This window comes from Glycomyces mayteni, from assembly GCF_042428885.1.
GTDB classification, from domain to species: domain Bacteria; phylum Actinomycetota; class Actinomycetes; order Mycobacteriales; family Micromonosporaceae; genus Glycomyces; species Glycomyces mayteni.
This window is the reverse complement of sequence record NZ_JBHMBP010000004.1, coordinates 987,967-1,007,192: the sequence shown is the minus strand read 5'-3', so window position 1 is coordinate 1,007,192 and position 19,226 is coordinate 987,967. Positions and strand designations below refer to the sequence as shown.

Annotated in this window: 13 protein-coding genes; 6 read left to right on the top strand and 7 right to left on the bottom strand. The window is 73.2% G+C overall.

The features are described from left to right. Positions 1-85 precede the first annotated feature (85 nt). The gene (locus ACFFXY_RS19935; protein WP_382354585.1) at positions 86-985 is read right to left on the bottom strand and encodes a hypothetical protein; all 900 of its coding nucleotides are present in this window, start codon (positions 983-985) and stop codon (positions 86-88) included. Positions 986-1,282: 297 nt separating this feature from the next. Here ACFFXY_RS19935 and dxs point away from each other — a divergent pair, with 297 nt between their 5' ends. Next, positions 1,283-3,220, top strand: coding sequence for a 1-deoxy-D-xylulose-5-phosphate synthase (dxs, locus tag ACFFXY_RS19930; RefSeq protein ID WP_382354582.1), 1,938 nt, complete (start codon positions 1,283-1,285; stop codon positions 3,218-3,220). Between the two features lie 95 nt (positions 3,221-3,315). On the opposite strand, the gene ACFFXY_RS19925 is transcribed toward dxs, so the two are convergent. The 6 genes from ACFFXY_RS19925 to ACFFXY_RS19900 all read right to left on the bottom strand — a co-directional run bounded on the left by ACFFXY_RS19925 (position 3,316) and on the right by ACFFXY_RS19900 (position 15,182). Next, positions 3,316-6,054 (bottom strand): SCO7613 C-terminal domain-containing membrane protein, encoded by a 2,739-nt coding sequence (locus ACFFXY_RS19925; RefSeq protein WP_382354579.1) that lies wholly within the window; start codon positions 6,052-6,054, stop codon positions 3,316-3,318. An 829-nt stretch (positions 6,055-6,883) separates the two neighbouring features. After that, entirely contained in the window at positions 6,884-9,139 is a 2,256-nt protein-coding gene (locus ACFFXY_RS19920; RefSeq protein ID WP_382354577.1) for an SCO7613 C-terminal domain-containing membrane protein, read from the bottom strand. A 290-nt stretch (positions 9,140-9,429) separates the two neighbouring features. Then, complete coding sequence (locus tag ACFFXY_RS19915) at positions 9,430-10,242, bottom strand: hypothetical protein (RefSeq protein ID WP_382354574.1); 813 nt, start codon at positions 10,240-10,242, stop codon at positions 9,430-9,432. A gap of 249 nt (positions 10,243-10,491) precedes the next feature. Continuing rightward, on the bottom strand, positions 10,492-12,570 hold the full coding sequence (locus ACFFXY_RS19910) for a 3-hydroxyacyl-CoA dehydrogenase NAD-binding domain-containing protein (protein WP_382354572.1): 2,079 nt from the start codon (positions 12,568-12,570) through the stop codon (positions 10,492-10,494). Then, a complete protein-coding gene (locus tag ACFFXY_RS19905) occupies positions 12,570-13,757 on the bottom strand; it encodes a thiolase family protein (protein ID WP_382354569.1) in 1,188 nt (395 codons plus the stop codon). The genes ACFFXY_RS19910 and ACFFXY_RS19905 overlap by 1 nt, the downstream gene beginning before the upstream one ends. A gap of 210 nt (positions 13,758-13,967) precedes the next feature. Next, the gene (locus ACFFXY_RS19900) at positions 13,968-15,182 is read right to left on the bottom strand and encodes a ribonuclease D (RefSeq protein ID WP_382354566.1); all 1,215 of its coding nucleotides are present in this window, start codon (positions 15,180-15,182) and stop codon (positions 13,968-13,970) included. 210 nt (positions 15,183-15,392) lie between these two features. Between ACFFXY_RS19900 and hemE the strand changes: the two genes are divergently transcribed. Genes hemE through ACFFXY_RS19875 form a run of 5 tightly spaced genes read left to right on the top strand, consistent with a single transcriptional unit; the run spans position 15,393 to position 19,202 of the window. Beyond that, a complete protein-coding gene (gene hemE / locus ACFFXY_RS19895; protein WP_382354563.1) occupies positions 15,393-16,433 on the top strand; it encodes a uroporphyrinogen decarboxylase in 1,041 nt (346 codons plus the stop codon). Further along, complete coding sequence (hemG, locus tag ACFFXY_RS19890) at positions 16,430-17,827, top strand: protoporphyrinogen oxidase (protein WP_382354560.1); 1,398 nt, start codon at positions 16,430-16,432, stop codon at positions 17,825-17,827. Before hemE ends, hemG begins: the two co-directional genes overlap by 4 nt. A 12-nt stretch (positions 17,828-17,839) precedes the next feature. Continuing rightward, a complete protein-coding gene (gene hemQ / locus ACFFXY_RS19885; protein ID WP_382354557.1) occupies positions 17,840-18,553 on the top strand; it encodes a hydrogen peroxide-dependent heme synthase in 714 nt (237 codons plus the stop codon). A 9-nt stretch (positions 18,554-18,562) separates the two neighbouring features. Beyond that, a complete protein-coding gene (locus ACFFXY_RS19880) occupies positions 18,563-18,775 on the top strand; it encodes a hypothetical protein (protein WP_382354554.1) in 213 nt (70 codons plus the stop codon). Further along, on the top strand, positions 18,762-19,202 hold the full coding sequence (locus ACFFXY_RS19875; RefSeq protein WP_382354551.1) for a S26 family signal peptidase: 441 nt from the start codon (positions 18,762-18,764) through the stop codon (positions 19,200-19,202). Before ACFFXY_RS19880 ends, ACFFXY_RS19875 begins: the two co-directional genes overlap by 14 nt. The last annotated feature ends 24 nt before the right edge of the window (positions 19,203-19,226 follow it).

Below are 19,226 nucleotides of genomic sequence, written 5' to 3'. Positions count from 1 at the left end.
TCGATTGTCTACAAACAGACATTCGACAGAATTGAGACCGTGCGGAGACCCCGCCGAGGCCGGGCCGTGACCTCCCGCAGCGGCCCTACGGCAGCCGCGACGCCTTCGCGCGCAGCGTCAGATCCGCCAGATCCGCGTCGCTCAGCCCCAGTCCCCGCGCCTTCTCGTACTCCCCGGCGATGTTCGTGCCCATCCGCATCGGCGAGTCCGTCCCCAGCACCACCGCGATCCCCGCCTCCAGGAACCGCGGCAGCGGATGCGCCTCCAGCGCCGGCACCATCCCCAGGACCACCGCCGACGTCAGGCACACCTCCACCGTCACGCCCCGCTCCGCCAGCAGCCGCATCACCCCCGGGTCCGTCGCCGCCCCCACGGCGTGCCCGATCCGCCCGATCTGCTCGATCTCCGCGAGCGACGCCAGGTTCGAGGCGTTGAACGCCCCCGCCGGCACGGTCACGCCCAGCCCCGCCGCGCCCGCCGCCTCGGCCACCACCCGGCCCCGCGTCCAGTCCGCCTCCGCCGCATACGGGACGTAGATGATCTCCACCCCCGACAGGCCCGCCGCCGCCGCGTCAGCGAACGCGTCGCACAGCTCCCGCAGCATCGGGTCCCACAGGTTCATGCTCAGCACGGCGCCCGCGTCGAACTCCGGGAAGTCCTCCGCCACCCGCTCCCGCGCCGCCTCGAACCGCTCCATGAACTGCGGGTACACCACCGACTCCTGCGGCAGCCGCAGCTCCGTGTACACCGCGCCCCCGCGGGCCGCCGCCGCCAGCGCGTCCACGAGGATGCCCTCGTAGACCTCCGGGTCCACCGCGTCGAGGTCGAACCGCGGCACCGCGGACATCCGCTGGAGCCGCGCCAGCCCCGGCGAGACGTCCCGCACGCTCTCGCGCCGGTCGCCCCAGTCCACCGGGGAGGAGCTCAACACCTGATCGAGGCGCGCGGGCCATTCCGTGTTCTGGTGCAGGTCGATGAGGTCCATGTTGGGATGATCACATTTCGATCACGGAGGGGCCGGACATTCGCACGGCGTGTCCCTTTCGGGGACTGACCGCTTTCCGACAGTCAGGCGCGGTGTCCCTCCTTCGGATGAATTTCCGGCGCCCCGCCGCCGACCCGGCCGGACACGTGCCGCCGTGACCGCCGCCCGTGTGGACCGTGACCGCCCCCCGGCCCCGGAATGACTCCCTGATCACGGCCCCCGCACGCCCATGAGACACGTCCCAGCCGCCCTCGCGGAGGTTCCCTCCGGGCGGCGCCGCGGATAGACTTCCGCGTTATGAACCCGCACGACGAACCCGAGATGGGCCCGCTGCTGTCGAGCATCGGCGCACTGGCCGATTTCAAGTCGCTGGACGAGGACGACCTCCCCGAGCTCGCCGACGAGCTCCGCCGGTTCCTCGTCGACGCGGTCGCCAGGACCGGCGGCCACATCGGCCCGAACCTCGGGGTCGTCGAGCTCACCATGGCGATCCACCGGGTCTTCGACTCCCCCCACGACCAGGTCGTCTTCGACACCGGCCACCAGTCGTACGTCCACAAGGCCCTCACCGGCCGCGCCGGCGACTTCACCGGCCTGCGCGGGCGCGGCGGCCTCACCGGCTACCCCAGCCGGGCCGAGTCCCCCCACGACCTCGTCGAGAACTCCCACGCCTCCACCTCCCTCTCCTACGCCGACGGCCTCGCCAAGGCCCACGCGCTCTCCGGCTCCGACCGCCACGTCGTGGCCCTCGTCGGCGACGGCGCCCTCACCGGCGGCATGTGCTGGGAGGCCCTGAACAACATCGCCGCCCGCGACGACCTCAAGCTCGTCATCGTCGTCAACGACAACGGCCGCTCCTACGCCCCCACCGTCGGCGGCCTCGCCAAGCGCCTCTCCGCCCTGCGCCTCAACCCCGGCTACGAGCCCGCGCTCCGCAAGATCCAAGAGCTCGTCGAGCGCATCCCCGTCTTCGGCCGCGCCGCCTACGCGGGCCTCCACGCCGCCAAGACCGGCCTCAAGGACGCCCTCGCCCCCCAAGGCATGTTCTCCGACCTCGGCATCAAGTACGTCGGCCCCGTCGACGGCCACGACCTCGGCGAACTCACCCTCGCCCTGGAGCGCGCCAAGGGCTTCGGCGGCCCCGTCATCGTCCACGCCCTCACCGAGAAGGGCCGCGGCTGGGCCCCCGCCCGCGCCGACGAGGCCGAGCAGATGCACTCCCCGCCCGCGTTCGACCCCATCACCGGCGAACCCGTCGGCTCCTCCAAGCGCCGCTGGACCGGCGTGTTCGCCGACGAACTCGTCGCCCAGGCCAACCTGCGCCCCGAACTCGTCGCGATCACCGCCGCCATGCCCGGCCCCACCGGCGTCGACAAGCTCATGAAACTGCACCCGAACCGCGTCTTCGACGTCGGCATCGCCGAGCAGCACGCCGTCACCTCCGCCGCGGGCCTGGCCATGAACGGCATGCACCCCGTCGTGGCCGTGTACTCCACGTTCATGAACCGCGCGTTCGACCAGACCGTCCTCGACGTCGCCATGCACAAGCTGCCCGTCACGTTCGTCCTCGACCGCGCCGGGATCACCGGCCCCGACGGGCCCAGCCACTACGGCATCTGGGACACCTCGATCTTCCGCGTCGTCCCCGGCCTGCGCATCGCCGCGCCGCGCGACGCCGCCACCCTCCGCGAGGAGTTCGCCGAGGCCCTCACCGTGGACGACGGCCCCACGATGCTGCGCTGGCCCACCGGCGCCGTGCCCGAGAAGGACATCGCGGCCGTCGACGTCCACGAAGGACTTGACCTGCTCGTCAAGCACGAGGACGACGAGCTGCTCCTCGTCGCCTGCGGCTCGCTCGCGGGCACCGCCGTCGAAGCCGCGGCCCTCCTCGCGGCCCAGGGCATCCGCGCCACGGTCGTGGACCCGCGCTGGATCTCCCCGGTCCCGGAGGCGCTCGTCAAGCTCGCGGGCCAGTACCCGCTCGTGGCGACCGTCGAGGACGGCATCCGCACCGGCGGATTCGGCGACGCGCTGGCCCAGTCCCTGCGCGACTACGCCTCCGCGACGGGCGACGAGATTCCGCTGGTGGACTTCGCCGTCGAGCGCGGCTGGCACCCGCACGGCTCCCGCGCCGAGCTCCTCGAAGACCTGGGCCTGACGCCCGCGGCCATCGCCGAGCGCCTGGCCGCCGAGGTCCACCGCCGCGGCGAGGCCGACGCGCACCACCACCACTAGGGCCCCGGGCATGAAAGCGGCGCGGCGGTCCTGGTGGAACCGCCGCGCCCGGTGCTACTCATTCAGACGCCGCGGGGCGCCGGACGGTTGCATCCTCACCGCATCGCTTTCAGCCCCTGCCTGATCCGGGCGAGGTCGCGGCGGCGCTTCTCGAACGTGGCGCCCGCTCCGATGAGGACGACGCCGCCGATCGCGGGCGGAATCCACACCGGGATGTAGTCCCACACCAGCGTCAGCTCGTTGACCGTGAGGACCAGGAGCGCGATCGACCCGAGCACGAGCGGCGCCTGCCAGCGGCGGCCCAGCCCGGCGACGATGACCGCGATCGCGGCGGCGCCGACGCCGACGCGGCGGGCGGGCTCGCCGTCCCCGAGCGCCAGGAGCAGCGAGGGGCCGATGCCGACGAGGATCGGCGCGGCGAGGGCCGCCCACGACCCGGCGTTCGGGCGCTTCTCCAAGCGCCACAGGCCGATGGCGAACAGGATCGCGGCGGGCGGCCCGGTGAAGAACTCCAGGGTCGTGACGCTGTTCGCGGCCAGCAGCGCCCACCAGCCGAGCGTGCCGGTGCACAGGGCCGCGATCACGTAGCCCCACTTGCGGACCGGCGCCATGAGGGCCGCGCCGACGAGCGCGAGCGTGTACACGCCGATCTGCGCCGACAGGAGGTACCGCGAGGGCGAGGAGCCGATGAGCCCTTCGACCCACGCCCACAGCCCGGCGAACGCCGCGATCCCCGCGAGGACGTGCGCGAGCACGACCCCCAGGACCCGGTCGGGCCGGGAGCGCCGCGGCGCGCCGATCGCCACGACCAGCATCGCGGCGGCGGTCACGGTGAGCCAGAACGGGATGCCGCCGTCGCCGGGGTTCACGCTCGCGGTGTCCACGGCGGTCAGCGCCGCGACCCCCGACCACACCGCGATCGCGGCCCAGCCCGCGCACCGGCCGCCGAGCGTGCGGGACGCGAACGCCGCGACGAGCCCGATGACCGCGCACAGTACGAATCCGAAGAACGGCACGGCGTCCCACCGCTGCGGGTCCGCGGCCCACACCAGGATCGACGCGGACACGACCGCGAACGTCACCGCCAGCGCCGCCCCCTCGGCCCGGAACCGGGCCGGGAGCAGCACCGAGGCGAAGCCCAGGGCCACCAGGACGATCGGGACCTCCCACGTGAACAGCCCCGAGGGCGCGTCCCCGGACCACAGGACCCCGATGCCGGTGATCGCGGTGACCGACGCGGCGAGCGCGGTCCCGGCCCCGGTGAGGTAGGACGCGAGCTTGAGCGGCCCGCCGAGCGGGTCGCCCAGGAGCGGCGCGGCCAGGCGCGCGATGAGGAACGCGGCGAAGTAGGCGCTCAGGTCCGGGGCGTCGAACGCGACGGCGGCGAAGGCCGCGAGCGAGGCGAGCCCGGCGGCCTGCGCGAGCGTGAAGGCCCACGTGTCGTCGCGGGACCCGAAGGTCGCCAAAGGGATCACGGCGGCGACGAGCAGCGCCAGCGAGGGCACGACCAGCTCCGGGGAGCCTGAGCGGATCGCGAGGGTCCACGCGCACAGCACGAGCGACCCGGCGGCGGAGGCGGCGATGAGCATCGGGGTGCCGGTGACCCGCAGGCGGCGGGCGAAGCCGATGCCGACGAGGTTCGCGGCGGCCAGGAGCGCGACGATCGCGGCGGCGGTGGGGACGACCGGGTCGTCGAGCCCGAACGCGGCACGCAGGCCCGCCGAGCAGGCGACGACGACCGCGGCGCACGTGAGGAGGCGCGAGGCCCACAGGTCGGAGCGGGTGAAGCGCCCGGGGAAGCGGGCGGTCAGCCACGCGGCGAGGCCGAGGGCGAGCGCGATGGTGAGCATGAGGACCACGGCCAGGCCGAGGCCGCTGGCGGCGGCGTAGGAGGCGCCGACGGCGGCGAGGGGCAGCATGGCCCAGCTGGTGGCGCTGAGCCGGGAGACGCCGCGATAGGCGGCCAGGACGGCGAGGACCCCGGCGGTCCAGGCCGCGACGGTGTCGGGGCCGAAGTCGGTGCCCGGCGGGCGGTACAGGTAGTAGCCCGCGAGGGTGGTGCACCACAGGGCGAGCGCGCCGAGCGCGCCGAACGTCTCGGCGGTGGCCCACAGCTTGAACCGCTTGAACGGGAAGGGGACCGCGAGGAGCAGGATCGTCACGAGGCTCAGGACCGCGGCGCGGCCGCCGTTGCCCATGTTGCGCCACGCCACGGCCGTGAAGATGATGAGCGCGGCGGCGACGAGCAGCCCGCCGAGGCTCAGGAGCACGGTCTGGACGGTCTTGTTGCCGACCTCGCCTCGCGGGGGCGGGGGAGGCGGCGGCAAGTAGGACGCCACCGGAGAGCCGCCGGGCGGCGTGTGCGGCTGCGGCGGTTGAACGCCGAGCTGCCCGTGCGGCGGCGTCCCGGGCGCGGGCAGGCCGGCGGCCGTCGGCGTGCCCGGCATGGGCGCGGCAGCGCCAGGAGCGACCGGGCTCGTGGCCGCCCCGGGCTGGCCAGCGGCATCCGGCCCGCCAGGCGCGAGTCCGACAGCACCCGGCGCGGTTTGCGGCACGCCGCTCGCCGGCGTCTGCGGCACCTGGGGCGCCGGAGCGGCCTGGGCCTGCCGCTCCGCTTCGGCCAGATACCTGGAGGCCACGTCACGAAGCCCGCCGAGGACCTCGATCCGCTCGGCTTCGACGGCGGCGCGGCTGGTGAGGGCGGTGGGCATCGACGCCAGGACCGCGTCGAGGTCGCCGAGCCGCTGGAGCAGCGGCTCGGGGCCGCGCCCGCAGGCCGCGCACCCGGCGGCCGTCGAGGGGCGCCCGCAGCGGGGGCAGTTGTACGTCGTCATGTGCACAGTGTGCTGGGCCTGTCAAATCGGTGACCGAACAAAACCGGCATCAGTTGTGCACGTCCTACAACGCACCCGCCCCACCCGTCCGCTCCGGCCCCGGGATTTGTCAGGTTTCCTCCAAACGGACCACGGTCGAACGGTGGCCGGGCATGCTGTCTCCTGGCTGCGCATCTTGCTCCTCTCAGGCGCACTGGTGCCCAATCTGAGGTGGTGCGATTTGCGCGTGGGCCCTTGCCGCTGTGCACTGCCTGCGTCGCCGATGCCGGGTCCTCTAATGCCCGGCGGGTGGCACCCCTGGTCGCGCTGGCGGTCTTGATCGGCCTCATCGGTAGCAATGGCTGTCAGGTCGTGTGCCTCGTAAGGAGCACTGCCTGCGGTCGAGGTGATCCCAACCGGAGGTCTGCCGCCCGGTGACGCCCTGAGAGGGTCGTCGGCTGCTGCGGGTCGCGATAGCACCAGAGGATGAGATCCAAAGCCCTGAACGATGGCTTGATGTCTCGGAATCGGTCCGGTTTGCGAGAGGCCAGAGGCTTGGCTTAGTCTGCTTGCACCTACTCAACACCTGTACGAATTCCATGTCCTTGTGCGTACCCCAAGTGTCCCTCGTGCAGGCCCGGACTGTCATCACCCGCAGGTGGGCAATGTCCTCACATTCCGCCCCGGGGCCGCCCCAACCCCCCTGCGCCCCAAGGACACCCAACCCACCCGAACCACCCTCCCACCCCTTCGTCGCCGCCCGCTCGAACCCCGCCCACGACCCCCCGAAACACGGAAAGGCCCCCGCGCCACACAGCACAGGGACCGTTCCGTCACGCCCATCCCGCTGTCAGCGCATGGCCTTGAGCGACCGCCCGATCCGGGCGAGGTCGCGGCGGCGCTGCTCCAGGGTCGCGCCCGCGGCGATGAGGACCGCGCCGCCCGCAGAGAGTGGGATCCACCTCGGGACGGCGCTCCACACCAGCGCGATCTCGTTGACCGCCAGGGCGGCCAGCACCACCGCGCCGAGCACGAGCGGCGCCTGCCAGCGCTTCCCCGCGCCGCCCAGGAGCACCAGGACGCCGACCACCCCGATGGCGGCCCGGCGCCAAGGGTCCCCGTCCGGGCCGAGCGCCGTCGCCAGAGAGGGCGCGAACGCGACCGCCAGGGCCGGTCCGAGCGCGAGCCAGGAGCTGGTGCCCGCGTCCCGGCGCAGCAGCCACAGCCCGAGTCCGGCGAGGACGGCCGCGGGCGGCACGGTGTACCACTCGACGGCCGCGGCGCCCGCGTCCGCGGCGAACATGAGGGAGGCGACGATGAGCGCGCCGCACGAGCCGAGGGCGTGCCCGAGCCGGGCCGTGGGGTCCACGATCGCGACCGCCGCGAGCGCGCACGCGTAGACCGTGAACGCCGTGGGCGCGTAGAGGTCCACGCCCTCGACGAGCGCGGCGACGGTGAGCCACAGCAGGTACACCGCGAGGGAGGTGTGCGCGCCGATGCGGGCCCAGGCGACGTCCGCTCCGGTGCGCGGGACGAGACGGGTGGCGATGAGCAGGACCGAGGCGGTGGCCGCGGCGAGCGCGAGCGCCGGTCCGGTGTCGATGTCGTTCGTCAAGGGGCGGTAGGCGGCGGCGAGGGCCGCGGCGGCGATCGCCGGGTAGGCCGTCGTCCAGGCGAGGACCCGGCGGCCCGGGCCCGGGGAGGCGAACGCGGTGAACACGGCCAGGGCGGCCACGACGGCGAGCGACAGCGAGGGGGCCCAGCGGACCTCCACGAGCCCGCCCGCGCCCAGGGCGGCGACCGCGGCGCACAGGACCAGGAAGTCCCGGCGCCAGCCGCGGGCGACGAAGCGGACCCCGGCCCCGCCGAGGACGGCGATGGCGGGCATCTCCCAGCGCAGCAGCGGGTTCGGCGCCGCGCCGAAGGCGAACGGCACCGCGGCGGCGCTCACGAAGGCGCACCAGGCGAGCACGGCCGCGCCGAGGACCGCGGCGCCTTTTCGGAGCGCGTCGGCGAGCGCGCTCGGGAAGATCGGGGACGCGGCGATGACGAGCAGAATGGCGGCGGCGAACGCGGTGAGCTCGTACGCGCCGGTGGTCACGGCTCCGAGGACCGCGAGGGCGGCGGTGAGGCCGGTGGCGGCGGCGCTGAGCGGCAGGCGCTCGTAGCCGTTCGGGTCGGCCCAGGAGGCGGTGAGGATGACCGCGACCGCGGCGAGCCCGAACGCGGGGACGGCGATGAGCGGTTCGGCGGCCCGGGCGGCGAGGACCCAGGAGGCCGCGGTGAGGGCGCCCGCTGCGGCGGCGAGGACGCCGACGGCGGCGGGCCCGGCGCCGGCGTGGCGGGCGTGGGCGGTCGCGAGCATGCAGGCGGCGGCGAGGACGCAGGCGAGCGCGGCCGCGGTCGGCAGGACCGCGGCTTCGAGGCCGAACGCGGCGCGCAGGCCCGCGAGGAAGACCGTGGTCGCCCCGGCGGCGAGAAGGACCCGTGCGGCCCACCGGTCGGCGTTCGCGTGCCGGGTCGGGGCGGCCTTGACTGTCCAGGCGGCGCCGCCGAGGAGGAGCCCGACGGCGCCCATGTGGAGCGCGGCTTCGAGGGCGTCGCCGAAGGCGGCGAACGCGGCGCCGGCGGCGGCGAGGGGGAGGAGCGCCCAGGCGGGGGCGGCGACGCGGGCGGCGACCCGGTAGAGCGCGGCGGCGGCGAGCACGGCGGCGGTCCAGCGGGCGACGGACACGGCCGTCAGGCCGGTGCCGCTCGGCAGGTACAGGTAGTACCCGGCGAGCGCTGAGCACCACATGGCGAGGGTGGCGGTGGCGGCGAGGGTCTCGGCGGTCGCCCACAGGCGGAACCTGGTGAGCGCGAAGGGGACCGCGAGGAGCAGGCCGGTGGTCCCGGCGAGGATGGTGAGCCGCCCGCCGTCGCCGAGCTGGCGCCAGGCGACGGCGGTGAAGACGATGACGCCCGCGGTGAGCAGGAGCCCGCCGAGGCACAGCAGGACGATCTGCACGGACTTGGCGGTGACCTCGGCGCGGCGGCCGGGCGGGTCCGCCGGGGGCGGAGGGGCTTGGTGCGGAACGTGTTCCGTCGGCGCGATGGGCTGATCCATACGCTCAGTGTCGGGACCATGTCAAACCAGTAACCGGACAAATCAGGCAGACTTTGTGGGGTTCCGACAGTGTCCCGACCCGCCGCGCCGCCCGGCCGCGCCGTTTTTCTCGGGTTCCTCCAAACGCGCCGCGGCCCCGCCGCCCCCGAATCGAGGGCACCGAGCATCGGAGCGCCTAAGGGACCCCCGGATTTCATTATCCCGCAGGGGTACGACATTCCGTGGAAATGGGAACGGGCCTCACGATGTGGAGATCGCGAGGCCCGTTCCGTCGGGAGGAGGATAAGTACTTAGGACGCGCTCTCGTAGGCGTCGATGATGGACCAGGCGAGGTCCTCCCACTGCGCGTAGTAGTCCGGGAAGGCCGAGACCTGGACGGCCTGGGCGGCGGAGGCGATGGACATGCCCTCCCAGCCGTCGACGTCCTCAAGGGTCCCGTAGAACTTGCTCGCGGAGGTCGAGACGTCCATGAGCTCCTCGACCGAGCCCCAGCCCATCGAGGTGCGCTGCTGGAAGATGCCGACCGAGTCGTGGTCCTCGTAGTGGACCGAGGAGTCGGTGTAGTCCCAGGACTCGGGGACGGAGTCGGAGGCGGCGTTGTAGAGCTTCGCCTCCTGCATCGCGGTGGCGAGGGCGACGGCCCAGCCCTGCTCGTCGAAGCCCATGTCCTTGCCGGTCTCGATGATCGTGACGGCGTTGGCCTCCTGCTCGTCGTCGATGTCGGCGACGTCGATGTCGACGGGCCCGGCGGGCTCCTCGGTGGTCTCCTCCACGACGGGCTCGGGGGCGGGCTCGGTGGTGGCCTCCTCGGTCGGCTCCTCGGTCGCGGGGGCCGCCTCCTCGGTGGTGGTCGCCTCCTCGGTCGTCGCCGGGACTTCCTCGACCGCGGCGGTCTCCTCGACCGGCTCGTCGGTGTTGGAGATGGCCCAGGCGGCGGTGGCGCCCGAGACGGTGAACACGGCGGCGGCGAGGCCGACGGTGGCGGTGCGGCGGAAGCGGTGGTGCTCGCCGGACTCGTCATGGAAGGACAGCCGCTGGGAGAGCGCGGCGGCGGCGCTCCGGACCGGACCGGTCACGCCTTCGATGATCTTGCGAAAATGCACTGGGCAAACCTAGGGGCGAAAATCCCCAGGTAAAACCGGGTCGCGTCCGCGGAAACCCAGGTGGCAAGGGGTTTCCTTACCCGCGAGTAGCCTCTATGGCATTTGCCGGGTACCGGACCTATCGTCGCCCTCGCCCGAGCGCGTCACCGCTGCCGTCCGCCCCCGTCGGTACACGGGACGAGCCCGGACTCGTCCTTTCGGAGGAGTCCGGGCTCGCCGCAAAGATAATGTGACCGGGCACACCTGGCGCTACGAGGCGAAGGGCTTTCCGGTCACATCGGTAGAAATCCCCTCGCGGTCCAGGTACGGCGTGAGCCCGCCGAGCCAGAACGGGAAGCCCGCGCCGAGGATCATCGCGAGGTCGATCTGCTTCGCCGAGGGCACGACGCCCTCCTCCAGCATGAGGCCGATCTCCTCGGTCAGGCCGCGCAGCACGCGCTCCCGGACCTCCTCGGCGCTCTGCGGCGAGTCCCCGAGCGCGATCTGCGCCTTGGCCTCGTCGGTGAGCCTGCCCTTGCCCTTGGCGGCCGGGTCGAACACCGGGAAGTCGGCCTCGGCCATCCTCCGCAGGTTCTCCGAGGCGGGGAAGCGCGGCCCGAGGTCCTCGTTCAGGTGCTGGCACAGGTGCCAGGCGACCTGGAGGCCCACGAGCTCCAGCAGCGCGAACGGGCGCATCGGCAGGCCCAGCCCGTCCAGGGCCACGTCGGCGGTCTCGACGGGCGTGCCCGCGTCGACCGCGCCGGTGACCTCGGCGAGCATGCGCCCGAGCAGGCGGTTCACGATGAACGCCGGCCGGTCCGCGGAGCCCACGGCGGTCTTCTTGAGCTTCTTCGCGACCGCGTAGGCGGTCGCCAGGGTCTCGTCGTCGGTCGAGTCGGTCGCGATGACCTCCACGAGCGGCATGACGGCCACCGGGTTGAAGAAGTGCATGCCCACGAGCCGCTCGGGGCGCTTGAGCTGCGAGGCCATCGCGGTGATCGAGAGGCCCGAGGTGTTGGTGACGAGCAGGGCCTCGTCCGAGACGATCGACTCGACCTCGGCGAACACGGCCTGCTTGACGCCCAGCTCCTCGAACACGGCCTCGATGACCAGGTCGCAGTCGGCGTACACCGACTTGTCCGAGCTGGCCGAGACCAGCGCGCGGAGCTTCGCGGCCTTGAGCTTGGAGGTGCGGCCCTTGGCGGCGAGCTTGTCGATCTCGGCCCGCACGTACGCCAGGCCCTTCTGGGCCCGCTCCTCGTCGAGGTCGGTCATGACCACCGGCACTTCGAGGCGGCGCGCGAACATGAGGGCGATCTGCCCGGCCATGAGCCCGGCGCCGACGACGCCGACCTTGGTGACGTCCTTGGCGAGCCCGGGGCTCGGGGCGCCCTCGGGGCGCTTGCCGAGCGAGCGGACCAGGTTGAACGCGTAGATGCTGGCCTGGAACTGCGGCCCGGCCTCCAGGTCGGCGAGGGCCTCGTCCTCGGCGAGGGACCCCTCCTCGAACGTGGCGTGCTGCGCCAGTTCGAGCAGGTCCAGGGCCCGCACCGCGGCTGCGGAGGCGTTGTGGACCTTCTCGTCCACGAGCTTGCGAGCCCCGGCGATGACGGCGGGCCACGCGTCGCGGTCGACCGGCTCGCGCTCGACGGTGATCTCGCCGGTGGCGACCTTGACGGCCCAGTCGAGGGACTCCTCCAGGAAGTCGGCGCCCTCGAACTGCGCGTCGGCGATGCCCAGGGGCACCAGGTCGGCGCCCTTGAGCATCCGGTTCTGGTTCAGCGGGTTCCCGATGATGACCTGCGCGGCCTTCTCGACCCCGATGAGGTTCGGGAGGATCTGCGAGCCGCCCCAGCCGGGGATGAGCCCGATGGAGACCTCCGGCAGGCCCAGCCCGACCGCGGTGGTCGAGACGGTCCGGTAGTGGCAGTGCAGCGCCAGCTCGAAGCCGCCGCCGAGGGCCGTGCCGTTGACGAACGCGAACGTCGGGACCGCGGAGTCCTTGAGCCGCTTGTACAGCGCGTGCCCGGCCTGTGCGAGGGCCAGGCCCTGCTCGCGGGTCTCCAGGCTCGGCATGAGCTTGATGTCGGCGCCGGCCAGGAAGATGAACGGCTTGCCGGTGACCGCGATGAGCTTGACGCCCTCCTCGGCCTCGACCTCGTCGATCGCCCGCCACAGGGCCTTGAGCCCGCCGGGGCCGAACGACGAGGGCTTGGTGTGGTCGTAGCCGTTGTCGAGGGTGATGATCGCGGCCTTGCCCCCGAGCCCGCGGGGCTCCAGGAAGCGCACGTGGGACTCGGTGACGACCTCTGCCTCGAAGTCGGGAAGGTCGAGCGGCGTCGCGGACATTACTTGGCCCCCTTGAAGTTCGGGTTCTCCCAGATGACCGTGCCGCCCTGGCCGAGGCCCACGCACATGGTCGTGATGCCGTACCGGACCTCGGGGTGCTCGGCGAACTCGCGGGCGAGCTGCGTCATGAGGCGCACGCCCGAGGCGGCCAGCGGGTGGCCCATCGCGATGGCGCCGCCCCACGGGTTCACCCGCGGGTCGTCGTCGGCGATCTTGAAGTGGTCGAGGAACGCGAGCACCTGGACGGCGAACGCCTCGTTGATCTCGAACAGGCCGATGTCGTCGATCGTGAGCCCCGCGCGCGCGAGGGCCTTCTCGGTGGACGGGATCGGCCCGACGCCCATGGTCTCGGGGTCCACGCCCGCGAACGCGAAGCCGACCATCCGCATGGCGACCGGCAGGCCCAGCTCGGCGGCCGTCTCGGCGTCCGTGAGCAGGCACGCGGTGGCGCCGTCGGTGTTCGGCGAGGAGGTCCCGGCGGTGACGCGGCCGTGCGGGCGGAACGGGGTGCGCAGGTTCGCGAGCCCCTCCATGCTGGTCGAGGGGCGCGGCAGCTCGTCGCCGGTGGCGATCGTCCAGCCCTCGTCGGAGCGGGCGGCCATCGTGGTGATGTCGCCCGCGAGCTTGTCGACCGCGGCGGCGTAGCGCTGCTGGGTCTGCACCGCGTAGGCGTCGGCGCGCTCCTTGGTGAGCTGCGGGTACAGGTCGTGCAGGTTCTCGGCCGTGACGCCCATCTGGAGGGCGTCCGGGTCGACCAGGCGCTCGGCGATGATCCGCGGGTTCGGGTCCACGCCCTCGCCCATCGGGTGGTTCGACATCGACTCCACGCCGCCGGCGATGGCGATGTCGTACTGGCGGGAGGCGATCGCGGAGGCCACGCTCGTCACCGCGGTCATCGCGCCCGCGCACATGCGGTCGATCGAGTAGCCGGGGACGGACCGCGGCAGGCCCGACAGGAGCGCCGCGGTGCGGCCCAGTGTCAGGCCCTGGTCGCCGATCTGCGTGGTGGCCGCCAGGGCCACCTCGTCGACCCGCTCAGGCGGCAGCCCCGGGTTGCGGCGCAGCAGCGTCCTGATGGCGCGGATGATCAAGTCGTCCGCGCGGGTGTCCTCGAAGAGTTTGCCCGCCTTGCCGAACGGGGTGCGGACCCCGTCGACGAAGACGACATCGCGGATGGTGTCGTTCACGCCAGCCCCTCCTTTGGGTATGCAGCGTCGGTGTGAGTGCATGTCTTGCGAGTGCAACGTCACAACCGATGTTACCCGTTAGTAAGTTCAGTGTCACGGCCCCCCGCCGCGTGTCGGACATCCGTCTGCGGCCAAACGTCCGCCCAGCTCGCGAACGCCCCGGGGACGGCGAAGGCCCCGCCGGGGCGGGGCCGTTCCGTCGGGAGGGGGTCAGTCCTTGAGCGCCTCGGCGAGGCCCTCGGCGAGCAGCTCGATCTGCCACTCGCGGGCGCCGCCCTCGGCGAGGACCGTGCGCACGTGCTTCTCGGAGACCTTCTTCGGCGGCTCCCACGCCAGGCCCCGCACCAGCGCGGGCGAGATGAGGTTCTCGGCCGGGAGGCGGTGCTTCCCGGCGATCTCGGTGACGACCTCGCGGGCCGCGGCCAGGCGCTCGGCCGCGACCGGGTCGCGGTCGGCCCAGCGGTGCGTCGCGGGCGGGCCGTCCTGCGGCGGGGTCGTGGACGGCAGCTCGTCGGCCGGGACCAGGCGCGCGTCCGCGAGCGCCTGGAGCCACAGCCGCGCGTTCGTGCGCCCGCCGCGGCGGCGGAACCCGGGCAGGCCCATCAGCTCCGCGAAGTCGGTCGGGTCGGCCGTCGCGGCCTCCACGATCGCCGCGTCAGGCAGGACCTTCCCGGGCGCGCGGTCGAGCTTGCGCGCCAAGGCGTCCCGGGCCTCCCACACCGCGCGCACCCGGCCCAGGGCCTTCGCGCCGCGGACCTTGTGGATGCCGCTGGTGCGCCGCCACGGCTCCTTGCGGGGCTTGGGCGGGCCCGCGGTGCGCACGTGCTCGAACTCGGCCTCGGCCCACGCCGACTTCCCCTGCTTGGAGAGCTCGGCGGCGAGCTTGCCGCGCAGCTCCGTCAGCAGCTCCACGTCGAGCGCGGCGTACACGAGCCAGTCGTGGGGGAGCGGGCGCGAGGACCAGTCGGCCGCCGAGTGCTGCTTCTCCAGCCGGTACCCCAGGAGCTGCTCGGTGATCGAGGCGAGCCCGACCTTCTCGAAGTCGCACAGGCGCGCGGCCAGCTCCGTGTCGAACAGGCGTGCTGGGTGCAGATCGAGCTCCTCCAGGCACGGCAGGTCCTGGCTGGCGGCGTGCAGGATCCACTCGGGGCCCGCGAGCGCGCGGCGCAGCGGGTCGAGGTCCTCGATCGGGATGGGGTCGACCAGGATCGTGCCCGTGCCGGCGCGGCGCAGCTGGATCAGGTACGCCCTGCCCGAGTACCGGAAGCCGGAGGCGCGCTCGGTGTCCACCGCGATCGGACCGGACCCGGCTTCGAGCCGCTCGGCCGCCTCGGCGAGGTCCGCGGAGGTCTGGACGAGCGGGGGCATGCCTTCGCGCGGCTCGGTGAGGAGAACGGCTTCTGGTTCGGGCTGGGGATCGGTCACCTGTTCACCGTACGGGCAGGTAACCTGCGCGCGCTACTGCCCCGCCGCGCAGGAGACCGATTTCCACCCGATAGTGGGTTAATCACCCTATTTCTCCTCCATGGTGGACGGCCACCCCCGCCGACCTCCCTCACAGTGCCCCTCCCGGTGCGGGCCACATCGCACTCGCCGCTGCGGGCGGCCCGCCCCGCCGCGTGCAAGGATGGCCCTGTGGTCAACGCCGTTCCTTCATCGCACGAGTCCCCGTTCCTCGCGGCCTGCCGCGGTGAGGAGCCCAGCCGCACACCCGTCTGGTTCATGCGCCAGGCCGGACGCTCCCTCCCCGAGTACAAGACCGCCCGCGGCGACACCTCCATGCTCGAAGCGTGCCGCACCCCCGAGCTCGTCTGCGAGATCACGATGCAGCCGGTGCGCCGCCACGGCGTCGACGCCGCGGTCTTCTTCTCCGACATCGTCGTCCCCCTCGCCGCCATCGGCGTCGGCATCGAGATCGTCCCCGGCGTCGGCCCCGTCGTCGCCGAGCCCTTCGCCACCGAGGCCGACGTCAAGCGCCTGCGCAACCTCGACCCCTGCGACGTCCCCTACATCACCGAGGCGGTCGGCCTGCTCGGCAAGGAGCTCGGCTCCACCCCGCTCATCGGCTTCGCCGGGGCCCCGTTCACCCTCGCGTCCTACCTCGTCGAGGGCGGCCCCTCCCGCGACCACGCGAAGACCAAGGCGCTCATGAAGTCCCGCCCCGACGTCTGGCACGCCCTCGCCTCCCGCCTCGCCGCGATCTGCGGCGAGTTCCTCCGCGTCCAGGTCGACGCCGGGGCGAACGCCGTGCAGCTCTTCGACTCCTGGGCCGGGGCCCTCTCCGAGGCCGACTACCGCGAGTTCGCCCTCCCGCACTCCACCGCCGCGCTGGCGGGCGTCGCCGAGTCGGTGCCGCGCATCCACTTCGGCGTCGGCACCGGGCACCTGCTCGAAGCGATGGCCGAGACCGGCGCGGAGATCTCCGGCGTGGACTTCCGCACCCCGCTCGACGAGGCCGCGAAGCGCCTGCCCGGCAAGGTCCTCCAGGGGAACCTCGACCCGGCGCTCATCCTCGCCGACGACGCGGCGCTCATCGCCGAGACCGACAAGGTCGTCGCCGCGGGCCGGGCCGCCAAGGGCCACATCTTCAACCTCGGGCACGGCGTCCTCCCGTACTCCGACCCCGCGAAGCTGAAGCTCGTGGTGGACCGCGTCCACGAGACCACGACCCGATGAGCCCCATGACGCCCGCCCGCGTCACGGGCACCCCGGGGCGCACCCGGGTCCTCGTCGCGGGCGGCGGCATCACCGGCATCGCCGCGGCGCACCGCCTGCGCGAGCGCCTCGGCCCCGACGCGGAGATCATCGTCGCCGAGCAGTCGATGCGCCTGGGCGGCAAGATCCGCACCGCCGACTTCGCCGGGCGGCCCGTCGAGACCGGCGCCGAGTCGCTCCTCGCCGCGCGGCCCGAGGCGATCCGCCTCGCCGAGGCGGTCGGCCTGGGCGACGCGATCGTCCACCCCGCGTCCCTCAAGCCCGCGCTGAGCCTCGGGGGCGAGCTCGTCGACTTCCCGGCCGGGCACATGATGGGCATCCCCGGGGACCCCGCCGACGTCGCCGCCATCGCGAACGCCAAGGAGCGCCCCGACAACGGCCTCCCGATCCTGGAGCCCGGCCAGGACATGTCCGTGGGCGCGCTCGTGCGCTCGCGCCTGGGGGACGAGGTCCTCGACCGGCTCGTGTCCCCGATGCTCGCGGGCGTCTACGCCGGGGACGTCGACCGCCTCTCCGTGCGGGCCGTCATGCCGCAGCTCGCCGCCGCGCTCGAACGCCATGCGCGCCTGACCGAAGCGGTCGCCGAGATCAAGAGGCCCGCCACCGGCAAGCCCGTGTTCGCCACGATCGACGGCGGCCTGGACCGGCTCGTGACCGCCACGTCCGCGGCCGCGCGCGCGGAGATCCGCCTCGGCATGACCGTGCGCGAGCTGCGCCAGACCCCCGAGGGCTGGGAGGTCATCACCGGCCCGGTCCCCGACCCGATCCGGGTCACCGCCGACGCGGTGGTCCTCGCCGTCCCCGCGACCCCCGCCGCCGACCTGCTCCGCGCCGTCGCCCCCGAGGCCGCCGCCGCGCTCTCGGGCGTCGCCTACGCCTCGGTCGCCCTGGCCGCGTTCGCGTTCGACGCCGTCGAGCTGCCCGAGCGCTCCGGGTTCCTCACGCCCGCATCGGAGGGCAAGACCGTCAAGGCCGCGACGTTCGCGTCCAAGAAGTGGCCGCACCTGGGCCGCCGCCGCCAGATCGTGCGCGTCTCCATGGGCCGCCTCGGCGAGGAGGCGCTCCTCCAGTACGACGACGCGACCCTCGCCAAGACCGCCCTGCGCGAACTCGGCGAGCACCTGGGGCGGCGCCTGCCCGACCCCGTCGAGCAGCGCGTCGACCGGTGGGGCGGGGCGCTCCCGCAGTACTCGCCGGGCCACGTCGCCCGCGTCGAGGCCGCGCGCGCCGCGCTCGCCCGCCACCGCGGCGTCGCCATCGCGGGGGCCGCCGTGGACGGCGTCGGCATCGCCGCGTGCATCGCCTCGGGCCAGGCCGCCGCCGACGACATTGCTCAACAGCTTTCACCGAAGTAGAAGGGCCGCATCGTGACCGAACGCCAGTCCAACAACCCCAACGCCGCGCGGATCAAAGAGCTGAACGACACGATCCGGTACACGCTGTGGTCGGTGTTCCGCGCCGAGGAGCCCATGCCGTCGATCCGGCAGGACCTCGCCAGCGACATGGAGGCGTTCTTCAAGAAGCACTGCGGCGACCAGGGCGTCACCGTGCGCGGCACCTACGACCTCACCGGGATGCGCGCCGACGCCGACCTCATGGTCTGGTGGCACGCCGAGTCCAGCGACGACCTCCAGAAGGCGTACTCGGACTTCCGGCGCTCCCCGCTGGGCCGCCACCTCGCCCCCGTCTGGTCGAACATGGCCCTGCACCGGCCCGCCGAGTTCAACCGCAGCCACCTGCCCGCGTTCCTCACCGAGGAGCCCCGCGGCTACGTGAGCGTCTACCCGTTCGTGCGCTCCTACGAGTGGTACCTCCTCCCCGACGAGGAGCGCCGCGACCTGCTGCGCGAGCACGGCCAGATGGCCCGCGACTTCCCCGACGTGCGCGCCAACACCGTCCCGGCGTTCTCCCTCGGCGACTACGAGTGGATCCTCGCGTTCGAGGCCGACGAGCTGCACCGCATCGTCGACCTCATGCGCGAGCTGCGCGCCTCCGGTGCGAGACGCCATGTGCGCGAAGAGATCCCGTTCTTCACCGGCAAGCGCCGCACGATCACCGACATCATCAACGACCTCCCGTAAGATCCCGGCATGGATCCGACGAACGTCCACAACGCCGACGGCGCCGCCTTCGGCATCCTGGTCGGCTGGATCGTCATCGGCGGGGGGATGCTCCTGCTCTTCGCCTTCGGCGTCCTCGCCGTCTCGGCGCTGCTGGGCCTCACCGGCTTCTCCGTGGCCCGCCTGTTCGGGCGCCGGTCCGAGAAGCCGGCCGACGACGGCGGGCTCGATGACCTCTTCTAGCTGGCTCTTCCCGCTCCTGCTCATCGCCGCCGCGGCCCTGGTCGCCGAGAGCGTCCGGCAGCTGCGGCGGCGCTGGACCCTCGTCAAGGTCGAGGGCCGGTCCATGGAGCCCTCGCTCAAGGACGGCGGCGAGGTCCTCGCCAAGCGCACCAGGCGGATCGCGGTCGGCGACGTGGTCGTGGTCGCCGCCCCGGACCCCGCGCTCGGCTGGGCCGAGGTCCGGCGGGCCAAGGCCCCCTGGTGGATCAAGCGCGTCGCCGCCGGACCCGGCGACCCGATTCCCGACGGCGCCCTCCCCGGCGGCGGCGGGACCGTCCCGGCCGGGCACTACTACCTCCTCAGCGACAACCCCGACGGGGAGGACTCGCGGCGCCACGGCCCCTGCCCCGAGCAGATGATCTTCGGCACGATGGTGCACGGTTTCTGACGGGATAGGCGATCCTAACCACCG

Bases quoted from the DNA above. Each gene is read 5' to 3' on its own strand.
- hemG (WP_382354560.1), top strand. From the start codon at position 16,430: ATGAGCCCCATGACGCCCGCCCGCGTCACGGGCACCCCGGGGCGCACC.
- ACFFXY_RS19880 (WP_382354554.1), top strand. From the start codon at position 18,563: ATGGATCCGACGAACGTCCACAACGCCGACGGCGCCGCCTTCGGCATC.
- ACFFXY_RS19910 (WP_382354572.1), bottom strand. From the start codon at position 12,570: ATGTCCGCGACGCCGCTCGACCTTCCCGACTTCGAGGCAGAGGTCGTC.
- dxs (WP_382354582.1), top strand. From the start codon at position 1,283: ATGAACCCGCACGACGAACCCGAGATGGGCCCGCTGCTGTCGAGCATC.
- ACFFXY_RS19920 (WP_382354577.1), bottom strand. From the start codon at position 9,139: ATGGATCAGCCCATCGCGCCGACGGAACACGTTCCGCACCAAGCCCCT.
- ACFFXY_RS19875 (WP_382354551.1), top strand. From the start codon at position 18,762: ATGACCTCTTCTAGCTGGCTCTTCCCGCTCCTGCTCATCGCCGCCGCG.
- ACFFXY_RS19935 (WP_382354585.1), bottom strand. From the start codon at position 985: ATGGACCTCATCGACCTGCACCAGAACACGGAATGGCCCGCGCGCCTC.
- ACFFXY_RS19925 (WP_382354579.1), bottom strand. From the start codon at position 6,054: ATGACGACGTACAACTGCCCCCGCTGCGGGCGCCCCTCGACGGCCGCC.